At 74.2% G+C, this 19424-nt stretch carries 18 protein-coding genes; 9 read left to right on the forward strand and 9 right to left on the reverse strand.

Annotated features, from left to right (window positions below):
- On the reverse strand, positions 1-1296 hold the full coding sequence (locus HOP40_RS08380) for an acetyl-CoA C-acetyltransferase (RefSeq protein ID WP_172156333.1): 1296 nt from the start codon (positions 1294-1296) through the stop codon (positions 1-3).
- 88 nt (positions 1297-1384) lie between these two features.
- On the opposite strand from HOP40_RS08380, the gene HOP40_RS08385 reads away from it, so the two are divergent.
- Positions 1385-2014, forward strand: coding sequence for a TetR family transcriptional regulator (locus HOP40_RS08385; RefSeq protein WP_172156335.1), 630 nt, complete (start codon positions 1385-1387; stop codon positions 2012-2014).
- The gene (locus HOP40_RS08390) at positions 2011-3915 is read left to right on the forward strand and encodes an acyl-CoA dehydrogenase family protein (protein WP_172156337.1); all 1905 of its coding nucleotides are present in this window, start codon (positions 2011-2013) and stop codon (positions 3913-3915) included. The genes HOP40_RS08385 and HOP40_RS08390 overlap by 4 nt, the downstream gene beginning before the upstream one ends.
- 279 nt (positions 3916-4194) lie before the next feature.
- Here the strand turns inward: HOP40_RS08390 and HOP40_RS08395 are convergent, their stop codons facing one another.
- Positions 4195-4569 (reverse strand): winged helix-turn-helix transcriptional regulator, encoded by a 375-nt coding sequence (locus tag HOP40_RS08395; RefSeq protein WP_226370074.1) that lies wholly within the window; start codon positions 4567-4569, stop codon positions 4195-4197.
- A 69-nt stretch (positions 4570-4638) separates the two neighbouring features.
- On the opposite strand from HOP40_RS08395, the gene HOP40_RS08400 reads away from it, so the two are divergent.
- A complete protein-coding gene (locus HOP40_RS08400) occupies positions 4639-5454 on the forward strand; it encodes an SDR family oxidoreductase (RefSeq protein ID WP_172156339.1) in 816 nt (271 codons plus the stop codon).
- Here HOP40_RS08400 and HOP40_RS08405 read toward each other — a convergent pair.
- From HOP40_RS08405 to HOP40_RS08420, 4 genes are read right to left on the reverse strand one after another with little or no spacing between them, the layout of a single operon-like run.
- Positions 5348-6049, reverse strand: coding sequence for a DUF998 domain-containing protein (locus HOP40_RS08405; RefSeq protein WP_172156341.1), 702 nt, complete (start codon positions 6047-6049; stop codon positions 5348-5350). The two genes, HOP40_RS08400 and HOP40_RS08405, sit on opposite strands and share 107 nt — an antisense overlap.
- A gap of 4 nt (positions 6050-6053) precedes the next feature.
- On the reverse strand, positions 6054-7655 hold the full coding sequence (locus HOP40_RS08410) for an acyl-CoA synthetase (protein ID WP_172156343.1): 1602 nt from the start codon (positions 7653-7655) through the stop codon (positions 6054-6056).
- A gap of 21 nt (positions 7656-7676) precedes the next feature.
- A complete protein-coding gene (locus HOP40_RS08415; protein WP_172156345.1) occupies positions 7677-8558 on the reverse strand; it encodes an MOSC domain-containing protein in 882 nt (293 codons plus the stop codon).
- A gap of 53 nt (positions 8559-8611) precedes the next feature.
- A complete protein-coding gene (locus tag HOP40_RS08420; RefSeq protein ID WP_172156347.1) occupies positions 8612-9127 on the reverse strand; it encodes an SRPBCC family protein in 516 nt (171 codons plus the stop codon).
- 163 nt (positions 9128-9290) lie between these two features.
- Between HOP40_RS08420 and HOP40_RS08425 the strand changes: the two genes are divergently transcribed.
- From HOP40_RS08425 to HOP40_RS08445, 5 genes are read left to right on the forward strand one after another with little or no spacing between them, the layout of a single operon-like run.
- Entirely contained in the window at positions 9291-10013 is a 723-nt protein-coding gene (locus HOP40_RS08425; protein WP_172156349.1) for an ABC transporter ATP-binding protein, read from the forward strand.
- Positions 10010-11215 carry an ABC transporter permease gene (locus HOP40_RS08430; RefSeq protein WP_172156351.1) on the forward strand — a complete coding sequence of 402 codons (1206 nt, stop codon included), beginning with the start codon at positions 10010-10012 and terminating at the stop codon, positions 11213-11215. The genes HOP40_RS08425 and HOP40_RS08430 overlap by 4 nt, the downstream gene beginning before the upstream one ends.
- Positions 11212-12795, forward strand: coding sequence for an efflux RND transporter periplasmic adaptor subunit (locus HOP40_RS08435; protein WP_172156353.1), 1584 nt, complete (start codon positions 11212-11214; stop codon positions 12793-12795). Before HOP40_RS08430 ends, HOP40_RS08435 begins: the two co-directional genes overlap by 4 nt.
- Positions 12796-12831: 36 nt before the next feature.
- Entirely contained in the window at positions 12832-13107 is a 276-nt protein-coding gene (locus HOP40_RS08440) for a helix-turn-helix domain-containing protein (protein WP_172156355.1), read from the forward strand.
- A gap of 9 nt (positions 13108-13116) precedes the next feature.
- A complete protein-coding gene (locus HOP40_RS08445) occupies positions 13117-15375 on the forward strand; it encodes an FdhF/YdeP family oxidoreductase (protein WP_172156357.1) in 2259 nt (752 codons plus the stop codon).
- 51 nt (positions 15376-15426) lie between these two features.
- On the opposite strand, the gene HOP40_RS08450 is transcribed toward HOP40_RS08445, so the two are convergent.
- Genes HOP40_RS08450 through HOP40_RS08460 form a run of 3 tightly spaced genes read right to left on the reverse strand, consistent with a single transcriptional unit; the run spans position 15427 to position 18063 of the window.
- The gene (locus HOP40_RS08450) at positions 15427-15933 is read right to left on the reverse strand and encodes a hypothetical protein (protein WP_172156359.1); all 507 of its coding nucleotides are present in this window, start codon (positions 15931-15933) and stop codon (positions 15427-15429) included.
- 46 nt (positions 15934-15979) lie between these two features.
- Positions 15980-16888, reverse strand: a complete 909-nt coding sequence (locus HOP40_RS08455; protein WP_172156361.1) for an NADP-dependent oxidoreductase — start codon at positions 16886-16888, stop codon at positions 15980-15982.
- Entirely contained in the window at positions 16885-18063 is a 1179-nt protein-coding gene (locus HOP40_RS08460; protein ID WP_172156363.1) for a pyridoxal phosphate-dependent aminotransferase, read from the reverse strand. The genes HOP40_RS08455 and HOP40_RS08460 overlap by 4 nt, the downstream gene beginning before the upstream one ends.
- Positions 18064-18156: 93 nt before the next feature.
- Here HOP40_RS08460 and HOP40_RS08465 point away from each other — a divergent pair, with 93 nt between their 5' ends.
- Positions 18157-19422: a multidrug effflux MFS transporter gene (locus HOP40_RS08465; protein ID WP_205347127.1), complete on the forward strand. Its 1266-nt coding sequence runs from the start codon at positions 18157-18159 to the stop codon at positions 19420-19422.
- Positions 19423-19424 lie beyond the last annotated feature (2 nt).

Raw genomic sequence — 19424 nt, forward strand, 5'->3', positions numbered from 1 at the left:
TCAGGCCGCCTCGAGGATCGCGACGACGCCCTGGCCGCCGGCTGCGCAGATGGAGATCAGGCCGCGGCCCTTCGTGCCGGTGTCGCGGGCCTTCTCGTGCAGGAGCTTCGCCAGCGTCGCGACGATCCGGCCGCCGGTCGCGGCGAACGGGTGCCCGGTGGCGAGACTCGACCCCGCGACGTTGAGGCGCGACCGGTCGATCGAGCCCAGCGGAGCGTCGAGGCCCAGGCGCTCCTTCGCGAACGCCGGGTCCTCCCAGGCCGCCAGCGTGGCGAGCACGGTCGACGCGAACGCCTCGTGGATCTCGTAGAAGTCGAAGTCCTGCAGGGTGAGGCCGTTGCGCTCGAGCAGTCGGGGCACGGCGTGCACCGGTGCGGTCAGGAGCCCGTCGGCCCCGTGCACGAAGTCGACGGCCGCGGTCTCGGCGTCGACGACGTGCGCCAGCACCGGCAGGCGGTGCTCGGCGGCCCACTCGTCCGACCCCAGCAGCACGGCCGAGGCGCCGTCGGTGAGCGGCGTCGAGTTGCCGGCGGTCATCGTGCCCTCGGGCCCGCCGAACACCGGCTTGAGCGTCGCGAGCTTCTCCGCGGAGGTGTCGGGGCGCAGGTTCGCGTCGCGGGTGAGGCCCAGGAACGGCGTCACGAGGTCGTCGAAGAAGCCGCGCCCGTAGGCGGCGGCGAGGTTGCGGTGGCTGGCGGCGGCGAGCTCGTCCTGCGCCTCGCGGGACACGTGCCACTCCAGCGCGGTCAGCGCGGCGTGCTCGCCCATCGACAGGCCGGTGCGCGGCTCGGCGTTGCGCGGCACCTCCGGCACGACCTGGCCGGGGCGCAGGCCCGCGACGGCGCGCAGGCGGTCGGCGAGCGACCGGGCGCCGTTGAGCCTCATGAGGACGCGGCGCAGGTCGTCGTTGAGGGCAACGGGGGCGTCGCTGGCGGTGTCGACACCGGCCGCGATGCCGCTCTCGATCTGCCCGAGCGCGATCTTGTTCGCGACGAGGACGGCCGTCTCCAGCCCGGTGCCGCAGGCCTGCTGCACGTCGTAGGCCGGGGTGTAGGGCGAGAGGCGGCTGCCGAGCACGGACTCGCGGGTGAGGTCGCGGTCGCGGGAGTGCTTGAGGACGGCGCCGCCGGCCACCTCCCCGATGCGCTCGCCGGCGAGGCCGAAGCGCGCCGCGAGGCCGTCGAGGGTGGCGGTGAGCATGTCGAGGTTGGTGGCCTGGGCGTAGGCCCCGTTCGCACGGGCGAACGGGATGCGGTTGCCCCCGATGACGGCGGCCTGCCGGGCTGAACGGGTCATGGTACGAACGGTACCCGGTACTGGCGGTCCCGCATACGTGACCCGCGTCGCGTAGCCGGTACCGCAAGTACGCGGTACTTTCGGTTCCGTGAAGAGCGCCCGGGACCGCCGCGCCAGCCGATGGGACGCCCACCGGCAGGCCCGCCGCGTCGAGCTCACCGACGCCGCGATCCTGGCCATCCGCGCGCACGGCGCCGGCGTGGGCATGGACGAGGTGGCCGCGCAGGCCGCCACCAGCAAGACGGTGGTCTACCGGCACTTCGCCGACCGCACCGAGCTGTACGTGGCGGTGTGCGAGCGGGTGGCCGGGGTGCTCCTGGGCCAGGTCCGCGCCGCGATGGACGGTGCCGACGGCCCGCACGGGCAGACCGCCGCGGGCATCGAGGCCTACCTGCGGCTCATCGAGCACGACCCCGAGGTGTACCGGTTCGTGGTCCACCGCCCGCTCGTTGACCGCGCGCTCGACGCAGATCCGGTCGCCGACCTCGTCTCCCTCATCGGCGACCAGGCCGCCGCCGTCATCGCGGCCCGCACCGGCGACCCCGTCCGCGCCGTCCCCTGGGGGCACGGCGTCGTCGGGATGGTCCGCGCCGCCGCCGACAACTGGCTGGCCCGACCGGCCGGGATGACCCGCGCCGAGCTCGCCACCCACCTCACCGAACTCGCCTGGGCCGGGCTCTCCGGCGTCGTGGCAACCCCCTCCGAGGAGGACTCATGAGTGACCTGCAGACCGTGCTCGACGGCCGCTGGGCCGACGTGCGCAACGACGTCCGCGCGCAGATGGGCGAGCTCGCGCTGACGCCCGACCCCGACGCCTCCACCGAGGAGTACCGCGCCGAGATCGCCGAGGCCGTGCGCGCGCTGGCGCGCAGCCGGCGCCCGCACCAGGGCTTCGACCCGGCCTACGGCGGCCAGGGCGACGTCGGCGGTGTCGTCGCGGCGTTCCAGATGCTCGGCCACGGCGACCTGTCGCTGCTGGTCAAGGCCGGGGTCCAGTGGGGCCTGTTCGGTGGTGCGCTGCAGGCGCTGGGCACCGCCCGCCACCACGACCGCTACCTGCGCGACATGATGGACGGCACGCTGCTGGGCTGCTTCGCGATGACCGAGACCGGCCACGGCTCCGACGTCCAGCACCTGCGCACCACGGCCACCTACGACGCGGACAGCCACGAGTTCGTGATCCACACCCCGGAGCCGGGCGCCCGCAAGGACTACATCGGCGGCGCCGCCCGCGACGCGCGGATGGCGGCGGTGTTCGCGCAGCTGGTGACGAACGGCGAGACGCACGGCGTCCACTGCTTCCTCGTGCCGATCCGCACCGAGGCGGGCGACGCGGTGCCGGGCGTCACGATCACCGACTGCGGCGTCAAGGCCGGGCTCAACGGCGTCGACAACGGGCGGCTGGTGTTCGACTCCGTCCGCGTGCCGCGCGAGGCCCTGCTCAACCGCTACGCCGACGTCTCCCCCGAGGGCGTCTACTCCAGCCACATCACCAACGAGACGCGCCGCTTCTTCACGATGCTCGGCACGCTCGTCCGCGGCCGCATCAGCGTGGCCGGTGGCGCGGCCAGCGCCACGCAGAAGGCGCTGACGCTGGCGGTCCGCTACGGCGAGACGCGCCGCCAGTTCAGCGACCCGGCCACCGGCGAGGAGGTCGTCGTCCTCGACTACCTCGTGCACCAGCGCAAGCTCCTCCCCGCCCTGGCGACGACGTACGCGCTGCAGTTCGCGCAGAACGACCTCGTGTCGCAGATGCACGACCTGCAGAAGCCCGGTGCCGAGCTCGACGAGGAGCGCCAGCGCGACCTGGAGACCCGTGCCGCGGGGATCAAGGCCGTCGGCACCTGGCACGCCACGCGCACCATCCAGACCTGCCGCGAGGCGTGCGGCGGCGCGGGCTACCTGGCGGAGAACCTGCTGCCCGCGCTCAAGGCCGACACCGACGTCTTCACGACGTTCGAGGGCGACAACACCGTCTTGCTCCAGCTCGTCGCGAAGACGCTGCTGTCGGACTACGGCCGCCGCGTCGGGAAGCTCGACCTCGCCGGCAAGGTCCGCTTCGGCGCCGACCTCGTCGCGGGCACCGTGCTGGAGCGCACCGGCGCCCGCTCGGTCCTGCGCCGCGGCGACCTGCGCGACCCCGGCTACCAGCGCTGGCTGCTGGCCCGGCGCGAGGAGCACCTCATCGCGAGCGGCGCGCTGCGGATGCGCAAGGCCCTGGCGCCGGGCGCCGACCAGTTCGCGGTCTTCAACGGCGCGCAGGACCACCTGCTCACCGCCGCCCGCGCGCACGTCGACCGGATCGTGTTCGACGCCTTCGCCGCCGTCGCCGACCAGCACCCGCTGCTCGGGCGGGTCCTGGCGCTGCACGGGCTGTCGGTGATCGAGGGCGACCGCGCGTGGTTCGTCGAGCACGGCTACCTGACGGCGGCCCGCACCAAGGCCGTCACGACGGCGGTCAACGCCCTGTGCGGCGAGCTCCGCCCGCACGCCCGTGAGCTCGTCGACGCCTTCGGCATCCCGGAGAACTGGCTCGACTGCCCGCTGCTCGACGGCGAGCGCACCCGCCCGACGCAGGCCGACGAGCAGCACGCCGACACCCTCACCGCCGTCGGCTGACCCGCACCCCAGACCCCGGCGAGTGTGCCGCCGCCGCCTGGCGAGTTCGCCCCGGACCCCGGCGAGTTCGCCCCGGACCCCGGCGAGTTCGCCCCGGACCCCGGCGAGTTCGCCCCGGACCCCGGCGAGTTCGCCCCGGACCCCGGCGAGTTCGCCGCTGCCGCCCGCCGAGTTCGCCGCTGCCGCTCGCTCCCAGTCGGCAAACTCGCCGGGCGTGAGCGGCAAACTCGCCGGGTGGTCGGCGGACTCGCCGGGCGTGAGCGGCACACTCGCGGGTCGTCAGGGCCGGCGCGCCGCCTGGATCTCGGGCAGGCGGGTGGTGATGAAGTCCAGCAGGCCCGTGAGCTGCGCGGTGAGGCCGCTCCCGAGATCGGTGAGGCTGTAGGTCACCTGCGGCGGGGTGGTGGGGGCGACCTCGCGGGCCACGAAGCCGTCGGACTCCAGCGTGCGCAGCGTCTGGGCCAGCATCTTCTCGCTCACCCCGTCGATGCGCCGGCGCAGCGCGCTGAACCGCAGCTCGCCGGTGTCGAGCGCCGCGAGCACGAGGACGGCCCACTTGCTCGTGACGTGGTCGAGGACCGACCGGCTGGGGCAGCGGCTGTCGAACACGTCACCCCGCGGGGGCCACGTCGCGTCCAGGACCTGCGTGCTCACATCCGCCTCCGGCACTTACGAGAAGGTACGTACTTACCGAACGATAGTGCACGCGCTACCGTCGGAGCCATGATCGCTGTCACCGGAGTCACCGGGAACCTCGGCCGCGTCGTCGTCGACGACCTCCTCACCCGCATCCCCGCCACCGAGCTCGTCGCCGTCGCCCGCGACCCGCGCAAGGCCGCCGACCTGGCCGACCGCGGCGTCGACGTCCGCGCGGGCGACTACGACGACCCGGCCTCATTGCGTGCCGCGTTCGCCGGCGTCGACGTCCTGCTGCTCGTCTCCTCCCCCGACGTCACGCCCGGCGTCCGCCCCCGCCAGCACGGGAACGCCATCGACGCCGCGCGCGACGCGGGCGTCGGCCGGATCGTCTACACCAGCGCGATCGGCGCCGAGGACGGCCAGGGCTTCCTCGCCGACCACACCACCACCGAGGGCCTGCTGCGCGAGTCGGGCGTGGCGCACACCCTGCTGCGCAACACCTTCTACAGCGAGGCGTTGGTCAACCCCGGCCTGCGCGACGCCGTGGCCGCGGGCGAGATCTTCGGCGCCGACGGCGGGAAGCCGGTCAACTTCGCGACGATCCGCGACCTCGGCCTCGCCGCCTCCGCCGCCCTCACCGGTGACGGTCACGCCGGCGTCGCCTACGAGCTGCGCGGCCCGCTCTGGACGCTGGCCGACCTCGCGCGCGTCGTCGGGGAGGTGTCGGGTACGCCGGTGGCCTACCGCGCCGTCCCGTCGGCCGAGCTCGGCGGCATCGGCTTCGTGCACGACCTCATCGCGTCGGGCCTGTTCGCCGAGCCCTCCGACGACCTGGAGAAGCTGCTCGGCCGTCCGGCCACGGGCTTGGCGGAGTCGGTCCGCGCGGTGCTCGCGGGCTGAGCAGCAGGACCGCCGCCACCAGCCACCCGGTGTTCACGACGAGCCACGCCCGCTGCCACGCCCCGAGGTCGGACCCGTCGATGTTCAGTCCGAGCACCACGGACAGGACGGCGGCGACCACGGTGAGCGCGGCGGCGAGCGGGCGGGTGCGGGCCAGGCGCGCCGCCACCACGGCCATCGCCGCCAGCAGCGCGACCTCGTAGGCGAGGACGGCGAGGCCGTGCACGGAGCCGGCCAGGTCGGCCGGGGCGTAGTTCGGCGGCGTCCCGCAGCCGGCCGCGCCGAGCGGGCAGGCCGTGCGGAACGCGGCGATCGTCAGACCGGCCAGCCCGGCCAGGGCGAGCGGCACGGCGACGGCACCGCGCCACACGGTCGCCGCGCCGAGGTGGGCGAGGCCGAGCGCCGCGATCGCGGCGATCCCGAACACGGCCACCGACGACCCGCGCCCGGCCAGGCTCGACACGTAGTCGGCACGGGGCGAGTAGCCGGGGACGAGCGTGCCGGCCACGAGCGAGACGAGCCAGAACACCGCGACCCCGCCGACGACCACCCCTCGTGCGCGGGAACCGTGGTCGGAGCCACGGTTCCCGCGCACGGCACTACTGGGCAAGGTCGGCGTGCGCGGTGCGCAGCTCCCGCTTGAGGATCTTGCCGCTCGGGTTCTTCGGCAGCGCGTCGGCGAGCACCACGTACTTGGGCCGCTTGTAGCCGGCCAGCACCCCGCGGGCGTGCTCGTTGACCTGCTCCACGGTGACCTCGACGCCCTCCTTCGGCACGACGACGGCCGTGACGGCCTCGATCCAGGTCGGGTGCGAGATGCCGAAGACGGCGACCTCGGCGACGCCCTCGAGCTGGTAGATCGCCTCCTCGACCTCGCGCGACGCCACGTTCTCGCCGCCGGTCTTGATCATGTCCTTCTTGCGGTCGACGACCGACAGGTAGCCGTCCTCGGTCATGACCCCGAGGTCGCCGGAGTGGAACCAGCCGTCGCGGAAGGCGTCGGCGGTCTTCTCCTCGTCCTCGTAGTAGCCCAGCGCGGCGTGCGGGGAGCGGTGCACGATCTCGCCGATCTCCCCCGGCGCCACCGGCTGCCCGTCGTCGTCGACGAGGCGGGTCTCGACGTTGATCGACGCGCGCCCGGCCGAGCCGGCCCGCGGCAGCTGCTCGTGCGGGCGCAGGATCGTGGCCAGCGGCGACATCTCGGTCTGGCCGTAGAAGTTCCAGAACTGCACGTCGGGCAGCCGCCGTGACAGCTCCTTGAGCACCTCCACCGGCATCGCCGACGCGCCGTAGTAGCCCTTGCGCAGCGACGACAGGTCGCGGGTGTCGAAGTCGGGGTGGCGCAGCAGCGAGATCCACACCGTCGGCGGGCAGAACAGCTTCGTGGCCCGCTCCCGCTCGAGGGTCGCGAGCAGCGTCGCCGGGTCGGGGGCGGGCAGGATGATCGAGGTCGCGCCGAGGTAGACGTCGACGGAGAGGAAGCAGTCGAGCTGCGCGCAGTGGTAGAGCGGCAGCGAGTGCACCTCGACGTCGTCGGTGCTCATGCCGCCGTCGATCGTGCAGCTCACGTACTGCGCGATGAGCGAGCGGCTCGACAGCATCACGCCCTTGGGCCGCGACTCGGTGCCCGAGGTGTACATCAGCCGCAGCGGGTCGTCGTCGCCGACGGCGACCTCGGGGTCGTGGTCGGGCCCCTCGCCGCTGATCCAGGGCTCGACGTCCTCCCAGCCCTCCGCCGGGTCGGCGCCGATCCAGCCGCGCACCCCGCCCTGGACGCCGGCCTCGGCCAGCGCCTTCGCCGCCGTGTCGGCCAGCGCGTCCTGCGCGACCATCCCGGACGCGCCGGAGTGGGTGAGGATGAAGGCGATCTCGGACGCGCCGAGCATGAAGTTCACCGGCACCAGCACGACGCCGACCTTCGCGGTGGCGAAGGCCAGCACGGCGTAGGCGTAGGAGTTGCGGGCGAGCAGCGCGAGGCGGTCGCCCTTCTGCAGCCCGCGCGCGGTGAGCGCGTGCGCGGTGCGGTTGGCGGCCGCGTCGAACTCCGCGAACGTGACCCGCCGCTCGCCGTCGACCACGGCGAGCTTGTCGGGGTAGCGCAGCGCGGAGCGGCGGAGCAGGTCGCCGAGGGAGTGCTGGCGGGTGCGGGCGATGGCGGCCTGCGTGCTGTCGGTGAAGGGGCTGCCGGCGGTGGAGGTCACCGCCCGATCCTGCCCCACGGATCAGTCGGAGGACACCTCCGCGTACGCGTCGCCCACCGACACCTCACCGGGCCCGGCGACGTCGGCGTAGACCCCCGCGCACGCCCACACGCCGCCGATCTGCGGGATCTCGATGCGGTTGTGCTTCGCGATCGCGCGCAGGGTGTCGACGTCGCGGGGCAGGTCGCCCTGCTCCAGGGTCGTCATGACGCAGCGCATGGTGGCGAACGAGTACTTCACGGTGGCCCCGCCGAGCGTGGCGGTGCGGCCCGGCCAGTCGTTCTCGGCGAATCCGGTGTCGCCGCTGACGACGAAGTTCGGCCGGTAGCGGCGGGCGTCGAAGGTGGCGTCGGGGGCGAGCTCGCGGAGCCGGTCGAGCGTGGCCTCGGAGAGCACGTGCAGCGGGGAGAGGTCGAAGAACGTGCCCTTGGCGCCGAACGCCGAGATGTCGAACTTGCTGATCACCTCGCCGGTCTCCTCGCGGCGGACGGTGGTGTCGTCGATGAGCTGCTGCGGCGCCAGTCCCTCGACGTCGGGCCACAGCTCCTCGAAGTACGCGCCCTCGGGGGCCTCGGCGGCCAGGTGGACGGGCCGGCCGATCGCGGCCGAGAGCGCGTCGTCGATGTCGGCGTCGTCGCTGCGGTGCACGGACCCGTCGGGGAACGTGATCTCCACGGGCGGCGGCGCGGCGCCCGTCTCGGGCTCGGAGACGAACCGGGCGGAGAACGCGAGCAGGTCGGCCCAGCGGCGCGGGACCTTGGCGCTCGCGACGACACCGGTCTCGCCGTCGATCACGGCGTAGGCGCGGTCGCCCAGCACGCCGGTCGGGCCCACCGTGCAGGTGGTCAGGGACTCGCCGAGCATCGACTTGACCGGGTAGCGGTGGATCGCGGTGACCGTCATGCGCCCGGTCTATCCCGTCCCGCCGGTGCGGCGGAACCCCCCGGTCGGAGGGGTCAGGACGTCCGTTCCGCACATGCGGCGAGAGTGCGCAGCTGCTTCCGCATCATCACCAGGTCGCCCCAGGCGATCGGGGCGGCGAGCCGGCCCGCGGTGAGGTCGAGGCGCCCGATCAGGCGGCAGGTCCGCTCGCCCGTCGGCGTGACGCGGTAGGTGCACGCCATCGGGCCGAACCGGCGCGTCGGTCCCGGCCGCCCGACGGCGGTGACCTCGCGCCCCGGCACGACGTCGACGACCTGGAAGATCAGGACGAACGGCGTGCCGGACTCGAGGGCGTCGGCGCCGGGGGTGAGCGTGCGCGGGCTGCGCCGGCCGAGGTTGTCGACGAGGTCGTAGCTGTAGGGCGCCTGTGTGAGCTGCGCGACCCAGCGGAAGGCGTGCGCGGCCGGCGCGCCGACGTCGACGGCCCGCACCATCCGCGCGGCGGGCTCGGGCACCAGGTCGGAGCAGGGGTAGGCGTCGTCGATCTCGGGGTCGGTGGCGCCCCAGGCCCAGGGCAGTCCGCGGAGCACGGACCCAGCCTAAGAGCGCGCTGAGAACGGCGCGCGCACGCGCGTCGCGGACCCCGCTAGGTTGCGCCGCGATGACCTCCTCCCCCAGGTCACGACCCGGTGAACACCGCCCGCCGCTCGTGACCGCCGTCCACCCCCGTCGTTGGGCCGAACGGGGGTGTGCATGATCGAGCTGGATGCGGTGACGAAGGTCTACCAAGCCGGCAAGGTGGCCGTCCGCGCCCTCGACTCCGTCGACCTCTCCATCGACGAGGGCGACCTCGTGGCGATCATGGGACCGTCCGGCTCCGGCAAGTCGACGATGATGAACATCCTCGGCTGCCTCGACGTCCCGACCACCGGCCACTACCGCCTCGGCGGCACCGATGTCGTCGGGATGCGGGAGAACGCGCTCGCCGACCTGCGCAACCGCCGCATCGGCTTCGTCTTCCAGTCCTTCAACCTCATCGCCCGCACGAGCGCCGCGCGCAACGTCGAGCTGCCCCTGGTCTACGCCGGGGTGGGCCGCCGCGAGCGCCGCGACCGCGCGCAGCAGGCGCTGGCCCGCGTCGGGCTCGACGGGCGCGGGGGCAGCATGCCCAACGAGCTCTCCGGCGGGCAGCAGCAGCGCGTCGCGATCGCCCGCGCGCTCGTCACGCGGCCGGCGATGATCCTGGCCGACGAACCCACGGGCAACCTCGACACCGTCTCGACCAACGAGGTCATGCAGCTGCTCGTGGAGCTGAACGACGCCGGGCGCACCGTCGTGCTGATCACCCACGAGGACGAGGTGGCCGCGTTCGCGCGCCGCGTCGTGCGGCTGCGGGACGGCCGGATCGTCAGCGACCTGCGGCAGAAGCCGCTGCCGCACGGGGCACCGGCCCCGACGGCCGGCGGCACCCCGTGAACATCGGCGAGGCCGCGCGCCTGGCGTTCCGCGGGCTGCGGGCCAACAAGCTCCGCTCCGGCCTGACGACCCTGGGCATCATCATCGGCGTCGCGGCCGTGATCGTGCTGGTGGCGCTGGGCAACGGCATCCAGAGCGGGTTCACCGAGTCGTTCGGGTCGCTGGCCACGCAGATCTCGGTCAGCGCCAACCAGGAGGGCACGAACGGGCAGCCGCGCGACCTCACCGACGCCGACGTGGACGCGCTCGCCGACCCCGCCGACGCGCCGGACGTCGCCTCGGCCACGCCCACCGCGGGCGGCCCGGTCACGCTGCAGCTGCCCGGCGGCACGCAGTTCCGCTCGTCGGTGGTCGGCACGGTGTCGACCTACCTCGACGTCACCGACCGCGACCTCGTCGTCGGCCGGATGTTCGACGAGGCCGAGCGGCGGGCCAAGGTCGTGGTGCTGGCCCCCGGCGCGGTCGAGGACCTCTTCGCCGGCGACGCGGGCGCCGCACTGGGCAGCGAGGTGCGGATCGGGCGCACGGCGTTCCGGGTGATCGGGGTCGTCGCGGCCACCGGCCAGGACGACGTCGTGATCATGCCGCTGGGCACCGCGCGCAGCTTCCTGCTCGGCGGCGGCGACTCCGTCAGCAACGTGGTCGTCGTGGCCGTCTCGCCCGAGGCGGTGCCGGCCGCGCTCACCCAGGTCACCACGATCCTCGACGACCGCCACGACATCGACGAGCCCGCCGAGCGCGACTACACGGCCACCGCGCAGCAGAGCCTGCTCGACCAGGTCAACCAGACGCTGTCGTTCCTCACGCTGTTCACCGTGGCCGTCGCCGCGATCTCGCTGATCGTCGGCGGGATCGGCGTCGCCAACATCATGCTCGTCACCGTCACCGAGCGGACCCGGGAGATCGGCATCCGCAAGGCGATCGGGGCCCGGCGCCGGGCGATCCTGCAGCAGTTCCTGCTCGAGTCGACGTTCCTCGCCGGGTTCGGCGGGCTCGTCGGCATCCTCATCGGCGTCGGCCTGTCGACGGCCGCCGCGATCGCGCTGCCGCAGGCGGTCCCGGACTTCCCGCCGCCGGTCGTCGACGTCAACTCCGTGATCATCTCGTTCGTGATCAGCCTGCTCATCGGCCTGGTCGCCGGTGGCTACCCCGCCAACCGCGCGGCCCGGCTGCGTCCCATCGAAGCGTTGAGGTTCCAGTGAAGACCGTCGCCCAGTCGCCCCTCCGGATCGTCGCCGCCGTGGCGGCGGTGCTGGCCCTCGCGGCCTGCAGCGGCGAGGCCGCACCACCGCCGGTGGTGCGCGTCGACCGCGGGCTGGTCGCCACGAGCGTCTCCGCGTCCGGCTCGCTCGTCGCGATCACCGAGCAGAACCTCGGGTTCGCCGAGGGCGGGCAGCTCGCCGAGGTGCTCGTGTCGGTCGGCGACCGCGTGCAGGCGGGCGACGTGCTGGCGCGGTTGGAGAACTTCGACCTGGAGCAGGCGCTGGAGCAGAGCCGCGCCCAGCTCGACCAGGCCCGCGCGAACCTCGCGAAGATCACCGGCGCCAACTCCGTCGAGCAGGCCCAGGCCTCGCTGGACCAGGCGTACTCGATCCTGTCGGCCACCGAGGACCAGGTCGAGGCCACCAACAGCGCCAACGACGTGGCCACCGAGCGCGCGCGGGTGCAGCTCGACTTCGACCGCTCCCAGCTCGACCGGGCCGAGGACCAGCTGGCGCGGGACCAGGCGGGGTGCAGCGCGTCGCCGACGACGACGAAGCCGGCGCCGACGACGTCACCCAGCCTGCTCGAGGGGGCGTCCGCGTCGACCCCGGCGCCCGTGGTCACCGACCCCGAGTGCGAGGCCATCCCCGCCGACGAGACGGCCGTGCAGCAGGCGCGGGGCACCGTCATCGCCTCGGAGACCGCGCTCGAAACGGCCGAGCAGCGCGAGAACGTCGACGAGGCCTCGGGCCGGCTGTCGATCGAGAACGCCCGCAGCAGCATCGTGACCGCGCAGAACACCCTCGACCAGGCCGGCAGCGACCGCCCGGCCGACACCGACGCGCAGGAGGCCCAGGTCCGCGACGCGGAGGCGTCCGTGGCGCTGGCGCAGCGCGACCTCGACGACACCGCGCTGCGCGCCCCCGTCGCCGGCGTCGTCTCGCAGATCAACGGGGCCGTCGGCGAGTTCGTCGGCGCCGCCTCCGGCACCACCTCGCTGGCCCCCGGCAGCAGCGCGCGCCTGCCCGGCGTCACCGACGCCTCGAGCACCGGCGCCGGCGGCGCGACGGCCGGGGGCGGCGCGTTCCTCGTCCTCAACGACGTCGACTCGTTCCAGCTCGTCGTGCCGTTCGAGGAGTCCGACGCGGCGCGCGTGCAGCCGGGCCAGGCCGTCGACGTCACGGTGGACGCGGTGCCGGGGATCAGCGTCCCGGCCTCGGTGCTGGCCGTCGCGCCCACCGGCGCCGACGTCTCGGGCATCGTCAACTACTACGCGACGATCGTCCTCAACCGGAGCGACCCGCAGCTGCGCGACGGCCAGACGGCCGACGCCGCGGTGCGCGTGGAGTCGGTGGAGAACGTGCTGCGGGTGCCGTCGTCGACGGTGCGCACGGAGGACGGCCGCAAGGTCGTCACCACCCCCGGCGTCGACGGCGGCGACCCGGTGACGACGCCGTTCTCCGCCGGCGCGATCGGCGACGAGTACACCGAGGTGAAGTCCGGCCTGCGCGAGGGCCAGGAGGTGCTGCTGCCGCAGGCGCAGGTGGCGGCGGCGCCGGGCGGCCCGCCGCAGAACTGACCTCCCGGGGCCGTACCCGGTATTAGTATCGCCCCCATGGTGCGCGTCCCCCTGACCCCGGCCGAGCGCGAGCGCGGCGAGCAGCTCGGCGCCCTCCTGCGGGAGGCGCGCGGGGAGCGCAGCCTCGGCGAGGTCGCCGGGGCGTCCGGGATCTCCGCCGAGACGCTGCGCAAGATCGAGACCGGTCGCATCCCGACGCCCGCGTTCTTCACCGTGGCCGCGCTCGCCCGCGCGCTGGGACTCTCGCTCGACGAGCTGGCCATGCCCGGCGTCACACCCGACGGAGAGGTCACCTTCGTCCGCACTGCCTAGGGTCGGGGCATGACCGCCGTGCAGCCCGAACCCGACCTCGCGGTCGGCAAGCCCAAGACCGCCGCCGCCGGGCTGCCCGCCGTGGCCGTCAGCCTCGGGATGGCGGTCTCGCAGATGGGCCCGGTGCGCACGGCGCGCAACCTCCTGCGGCTCAACCAGGTCGACGGCTTCGACTGCATGAGCTGCGCCTGGCCCGACCCGGATCCGGAGCACCGGCACACCGCGGAGTTCTGCGAGAACGGCGCCAAGGCCGTCGCCTGGGAGGGAGACACCCGCCGCATCGGGCCCGACTTCTTCGCCGCGCACTCCCTGGCCGACCTGGAGACGCGGTCGGAGTACTGGATGGGCCAGCAGGGCCGTCTCACCGAGCCGGTCGTGCGCCGCGCGGGCGGCACGCACTACGAGCCGATCACGTGGGAGGCCGCGTTCGCGCTCGTCGCCGAGCACCTGAACGGCCTCGACAGCCCCGACGAGGCGCTGTTCTACACCTCGGGCCGCGCGTCGAACGAGGCCGCGTTCGTCTACCAGCTCTTCGCCCGCGCCTACGGCACCAACAACCTGCCCGACTGCTCGAACATGTGCCACGAGGCGACGTCGGTGGGCCTGGCCGACACCATCGGCATCGGCAAGGGCTCGGTTTCCCTCGACGACATCCACGAGGCCGACCTCATCGTCATCTCCGGGCAGAACCCGGGCACGAACCACCCGCGGATGCTGTCGGCGCTGGAGATCGCCAAGCACAACGGCGCGACGATCGTCGCGATCAACCCGCTGCGCGAGGCCGGGCTGCTGCAGTTCAACAACCCGCAGAAGCCGTCGGGCATCGCCGGGCGCGGCACCGAGCTGGCCGACCTCTACCTGCAGATCCGCTCCGACGGCGACCTCGCGCTCTGGCAGGCCCTCGGGCACCTGCTGCTGGCCCGGGGAGTGGCCGACGAGGCGTTCGTCGCCGGGCACACGGTCGGGTTCGAGGCCTACGCCGCGCACGTCGCCGAGATCGACCGCGCCGAGGTGCTGGCCGCCACCGGCCTGGAGTGGGAGCGGATCGAGGAGCTCGCCGACCTGTTCGCGCGCTCGTCGAAGATCGTCCACTGCTGGGCCATGGGCATCACCCAGCACCGCAACGCCGTGGCGACGATCAAGGAGTTCGTCAACGTCGCGCTCCTGCAGGGGATGATCGGCAAGCCCGGCGCGGGCCTGTGCCCGGTCCGCGGGCACTCCAACGTGCAGGGCGACCGCACGATGGGCATCTGGGAGCGCTCGCCCGACTCCTTCCTCGACGCCCTGCGCGACGAGTTCGGGTTCGAGCCCCCGCGCGAGCACGGCCTCGACGCGGTGGGGTCCGTCCGCGCGCTGCGCGACGGGCGCGCGTCGGTGTTCGTCGGGCTCGGCGGCAACTTCGCCTCCGCCATGTCGGACACCGGCGTCACGGAGGCGGCGCTGCGCGGCGCGGCGCTCACCGTGCAGATCTCGACGAAGCTCAACCGCAGCCACGTCGCCTGCGGGGAGACGGCGCTGATCCTGCCGGCGCTGGGCCGCACCGAGAAGGACCTGTCCGGCGGCACCGAGCAGCGGATCACCGTCGAGGACTCGATGTCCTCGGTGCACGCGTCCCGCGGTCGGATGACGCCGGCGGGCGCGGACCTGCGCTCGGAGGTCGGCATCCTCTGCGGCATCGCCGCGGCCACCCTCGGCGACCGCCACGGCATCCCCTGGGCCGCGTTCGCCGCCGACTACGACGAGATCCGCCACCGCATCGGCCGGGTCGTGCCCGGGTGCGAGGGGTACGCGGACAAGATCAGGGAGCGGGGCGGGTTCGTCCTGCCGCACCCGCCGCGCGACAGCCGCACCTTCCCCACCGAGCCCGGGAAGGCCGTGTTCTCGGTGAGCCCGATGGCCGCGGTGCAGGTGCCCGCGGGCCGGTTGGTGCTGCAGACGATGCGCAGCCACGACCAGTTCAACACCACGATCTACGGCCTCGACGACCGCTACCGCGGCATCCACCACGGCCGCCGCGTCGTGTTCGTCTCGGCCGCCGACCTGGCCGAGCTCGGGTTCGCCGACGGCGAGGTCGTCGACCTGGTGGGCGAGTGGTCCGACGGGGTCGAGCGCCGCGCCGCGGGGTTCCGCCTGGTCGAGTACTCCACGCCCAAGGGCTGCGCCGCCGCGTACTACCCGGAGACCAACGCGCTGATCCCGCTCGACTCGGTGGCGCTGGAGGCCGGCACTCCGACGTCGAAGTGGGTCGTGGTGCGCCTCGAGCGCTGACGCGCCCGTGAGTGGCGACCGTGCCCCTGGGCACGATCGCCACTCACGAGGTCAGGCGGCGACCGGGGTGGGGCGGGTGGCGCCGAGGAGGGCGCCGCCGAGCAGTAGCGCCCCGGGCAGCACCCCGGCGAGCAGCGCCACCACCGCGGGCGACGCACCGGTGACGGCGGCGACCAGCCCGGCGGCCCCGCACAGCGCCAGCGCCACCCCGACCCGGGCGAGCGAGGGCGCGGACCACATCCGCGCCAGCGGCAGGAAGTGGACGCCGACCACGACCGTCACCCAGGGCAGCGGCGGCAGGCCGAGCGCGGTGAGCACCTGCGCCCCGACGACGATCGCCACCGCCTCGGCCAGCACGACGAGCCAGTAGCCGCGGGTGAACCGCGGCGGCCCCGCCGGCCCGGTGCCGCGCCGGCGCAGCACCGCCACCAGGAGGGCGACGAACGCCAGCACCCCGGCGGCCTGCACCGCCGGCCCCGCGGGCGTCCCCAGCGCTCCCGCGTTGACCAGCACGTAGACCAGACCGAACGACCCGCCGACCAGCGCCCCGATGTTCATGGGACGAGCCTGTCCGACGTCGGGGGCCCTCCGGTAGGCACGGATGTCACACGTCGAGATCCAGCACGACCTTGCCCACCTCGTGCCCGCGCTCGACCGCCGCAAGCGCGGCGCCGGCCTCGTCGAACGGGCGGACGCTCGTGACGTGCGGGTCCAGCGCGCCCGCCGCGACCAGCCGCGCCAGCTCGGTGAGGACCGCCGTGCTGCGGTCGCGGGCGACGTCGGCGCCGCCCAGCTTCGCCACCAGCGGCTTGTCGGCCACCGAGCGCAGCCGGGAGCGGTCGGTGAGCAGCTCCGCGACGGTGCGCAGGGAATCGCCGCCCACGAGGTCGAACACGGCGTCGACCCCGCCCGGGGCGGCCGCGCGGACGCGGTCGAGCACCCCGTCGCCGTAGACGACCGGGACCGCGCCGAACCGGCGCAGCAGCTCCTCCTTGGCCCGGCTCGCGATGCCGACGACCGTGATCCCCCGGGCCGCCGCGAGCTGCACGACGGGCAGGCCCACCCCGCCGCCCGCGCCGTTGACCAGCAGCGTCGCGCCGGGCGGGAGGTCGAGGCCGGTGAGCGCGTCGTAGGCGGTGCCCGCGGCGACCGGGAGCACGGCGGCGTCGGCGGGCGACACCCCGGCCGGGCGGTGCGCCGCGAACGACGCCGTGACCCGGGCCAGCGGCGCGAAGCCGCCGACCATGCCGGGGCAGCCGCCGAACACCTCGTCGCCGACGGCGAAGCCGGTGACGTCCGGGCCCAGCCGCTCGACGGTGCCTGCCACCTCGCGGCCGAGCACCGCGGGCGGCTCGACCCCGTAGGACCCCTCGCGCAGCCGCCAGTCGCCGGGGTTCACCCCGGCCGCCCGGACGCGGACCAGCAGCTCGCCCGGCCCCGGCTCGGGCTCGGGGACCTCGAGGAACGCCTCGTGCTCCGGACCGCCGACGGCGGTGAACCCGTAGGCCCTCACGCGGCCGCGCCCAGCGCCGCGGGCAGCCCGGCGAGGCGGTCGACGGCCTCGGTCAGCACCTCGTCGCGCTTGCAGAACGCGAACCGCACCAGCGTGCGCCCGAGCTCGGGGTCGGTGCAGAACACCGACACCGGCACCGCGGCCACGCCGATCAGCTCGGGCAGCCGCCAGCACAGGTCCACCCCGTCGGTGACGCCCAGAGGCGCGACGTCGGTGACCACGAAGTACGTGCCGGCCGTCGGGTGCACGGTGAGCCCGGCCGCGCGCAGCCCGTCGGCGAGCAGGTCGCGCTTGCCCTGCAGGCTCGTCGCGATGTCGGCGTAGAACGCGTCGGGCAGTGCCAGCGCCGACGCGATCGCCGGCTGGAACGGCGCGCCGCTGACGTAGGTGAGGAACTGCTTGGCCGCCCGCACCGCCGCCACCAGCTCGCGGGGGCCGTGCACCCAGCCGACCTTCCAGCCCGTCACGGAGAACGTCTTGCCGGCCGAGGAGATCGTCAGCGTCCGCTCGGCCATCCCCGGCAGCGTCGCCATCGGCACGTGCGCGCGCCCGTCGAACACCATGTGCTCGTACACCTCGTCGGACACGACGACCGCGCCGTACTCGGCGGCCAGCCCCCCGATCGTCGTGAGCTGCTCCGCGGTGAGCACCGTGCCGGTCGGGTTGTGCGGGGTGTTGACGAGGACGACGCGGGTGCGCGCCGAGAACGCGGCCCGCAGCTCGTCGGGGTCGAACCCGAACGGCCCACCCGGACCGGACGCGCGCAGCGGCACGGCCCTCAGCACGGCGCCGGCCAGCGCCGCGGTGGCGGCGTAGGAGTCGTAGTAGGGCTGGAACGTGACGACCTCGTCGCCCGGGTCGCACAGCGCGAGCACCGCGGCGGCGATGGCCTCGGTCGCGCCCGTGGTGACCAGCACGTCGTCGGGGTCGACGGACAGGCCGTGGAAGCGGCTCTGGTGCTCCGCGACCGCCGCGCGCAGCGCCGGGACGCCCGGGCCGGGCGGGTACTGGTTGATCCCGCCGGTGATGTTGGCGGCGGCGTCGGCCAGCAGCGACGGCGGGCCGTCGGTGTCGGGGAAGCCCTGGCCGAGGTTGATCGCCCCCGTCCGCAGCGCCAGCGCCGACATCTCGGCGAAGATCGTCGACGTGAACGGCCGCATGCGTTCGACCAGCATGCGTCGCACGGTAGCCCGGCGCAGGCAGTGGCCCACGTCACACCCGATCCGGGATCGGGAACAACGCGCCGGACGCCGCTCCTTGTCCGTGCGGTGACGACAACCTCCGATCGCGTCGAGACGGCCGCGACCCCCGACCGGGGTCAGCGCCTCCGGCTGATCGTGATCCTCGGATCACTGATCGCCCTCGGCCCCCTGACGATCGACATGTACCTCCCCGCGCTGCCCACCATCACCACCGAGCTGGCGACGACGTCCGCCGTCGTCCAGCTGACGCTCACCGGCACGCTGCTGGGCCTCGCGATCGGCCAGCTGGTGATCGGCCCGCTCTCCGACCGGTTCGGCCGCAAGCGCCCGCTGATCGCCGGCACCGCCCTGCACGTGGTGGCGTCGCTGCTGTGCGCCGTCGCGCCGAACATCGCCGTGCTCGGCTCCCTGCGGGTGCTGCAGGGCGTGGGCGCCGCGGCCGGCGCCGTCATCGCGCTGGCGATCGTCCGCGACCTCTACACCGGCCGCCCGGCCGCCACGATGCTCTCCCGGCTGATCCTGGTCATGGGCGCCGCGCCGGTCATCGCGCCGACGCTGGGCGGGGAGCTGCTGCGCTTCACCTCGTGGCGCGGGGTGTTCGTCGCCCTCGCCGCGTTCGGCCTGGTCCTGCTGCCCGTCGCGCTGGTCGGGCTGCGCGAGACGCTGCCGCCCTCGCGGCGCCGCACCGCCGGCCTCGGCGGCACGCTGCGCGACTACGGCGCCCTGTTCCACGACCGCACGTTCGTCGGGCTCGTCGTCGTCGCCGGGCTCGCGATGTCGGCGCTGCTGGGCTACGTGTCGGGCTCGTCGTTCGTGTTCCAGGGCCAGTTCGGGCTCGACCAGCAGCAGTTCGGGCTGGTCTTCGGCTCGGGCGCGATCTTCCTGATCCTCGCGACCCAGCTCAACCCGGTGTTCCTGCGCTGGTTCGAGCCGCGGCAGATCCTGCTCGCCGCCGTCTCCGCCGGCGCGTTCTTCGGGCTGCTGCTCGTGCTGATCGCGACCACCGGCTTCGCCGGCATCGTCGGGGTCGTCGGCGGGATGTGGCTGGTGCTGTTCTGCACCGGCCTCGCGCTGCCCAACGCGCCCGCCGTCGCCCTGTCGCGCCACGGCGAGACCGCGGGCACCGCGGCCGCGCTGCTCGGCGCCGTGCAATTCGGCATCGGCGCGGTCATCTCGCCGGTCGTCGGGCTGCTGGGCAACGACGCCGTCGCGATGGCCTCGGTCGTCGCGGGCGGTCTGGTGCTGTCGCTGGTCGTGCTCGTCACCGTCGTCCGGCCGTGGACGCTGCCCGACATCGAGCCGGCCGCCGCGCCGGCCGTCGCGGCCGCCTGACG

The organism is Pseudonocardia broussonetiae (assembly GCF_013155125.1).
Taxonomy (GTDB): Bacteria; Actinomycetota; Actinomycetes; order Mycobacteriales; family Pseudonocardiaceae; genus Pseudonocardia; species Pseudonocardia broussonetiae.

Excerpts from the sequence above, each read along its gene's own strand:
- HOP40_RS08390 (WP_172156337.1), top strand. The coding sequence starts at position 2,011 with ATGAGTGACCTGCAGACCGTGCTCGACGGCCGCTGGGCCGACGTGCGC.
- HOP40_RS08415 (WP_172156345.1), bottom strand. The coding sequence starts at position 8,558 with ATGACGGTCACCGCGATCCACCGCTACCCGGTCAAGTCGATGCTCGGC.
- HOP40_RS08380 (WP_172156333.1), bottom strand. The coding sequence starts at position 1,296 with ATGACCCGTTCAGCCCGGCAGGCCGCCGTCATCGGGGGCAACCGCATC.
- HOP40_RS08440 (WP_172156355.1), top strand. The coding sequence starts at position 12,832 with ATGGTGCGCGTCCCCCTGACCCCGGCCGAGCGCGAGCGCGGCGAGCAG.
- HOP40_RS08460 (WP_172156363.1), bottom strand. The coding sequence starts at position 18,063 with ATGCTGGTCGAACGCATGCGGCCGTTCACGTCGACGATCTTCGCCGAG.
- HOP40_RS08425 (WP_172156349.1), top strand. The coding sequence starts at position 9,291 with ATGATCGAGCTGGATGCGGTGACGAAGGTCTACCAAGCCGGCAAGGTG.
- HOP40_RS08445 (WP_172156357.1), top strand. The coding sequence starts at position 13,117 with ATGACCGCCGTGCAGCCCGAACCCGACCTCGCGGTCGGCAAGCCCAAG.
- HOP40_RS08450 (WP_172156359.1), bottom strand. The coding sequence starts at position 15,933 with ATGAACATCGGGGCGCTGGTCGGCGGGTCGTTCGGTCTGGTCTACGTG.
- HOP40_RS08400 (WP_172156339.1), top strand. The coding sequence starts at position 4,639 with ATGATCGCTGTCACCGGAGTCACCGGGAACCTCGGCCGCGTCGTCGTC.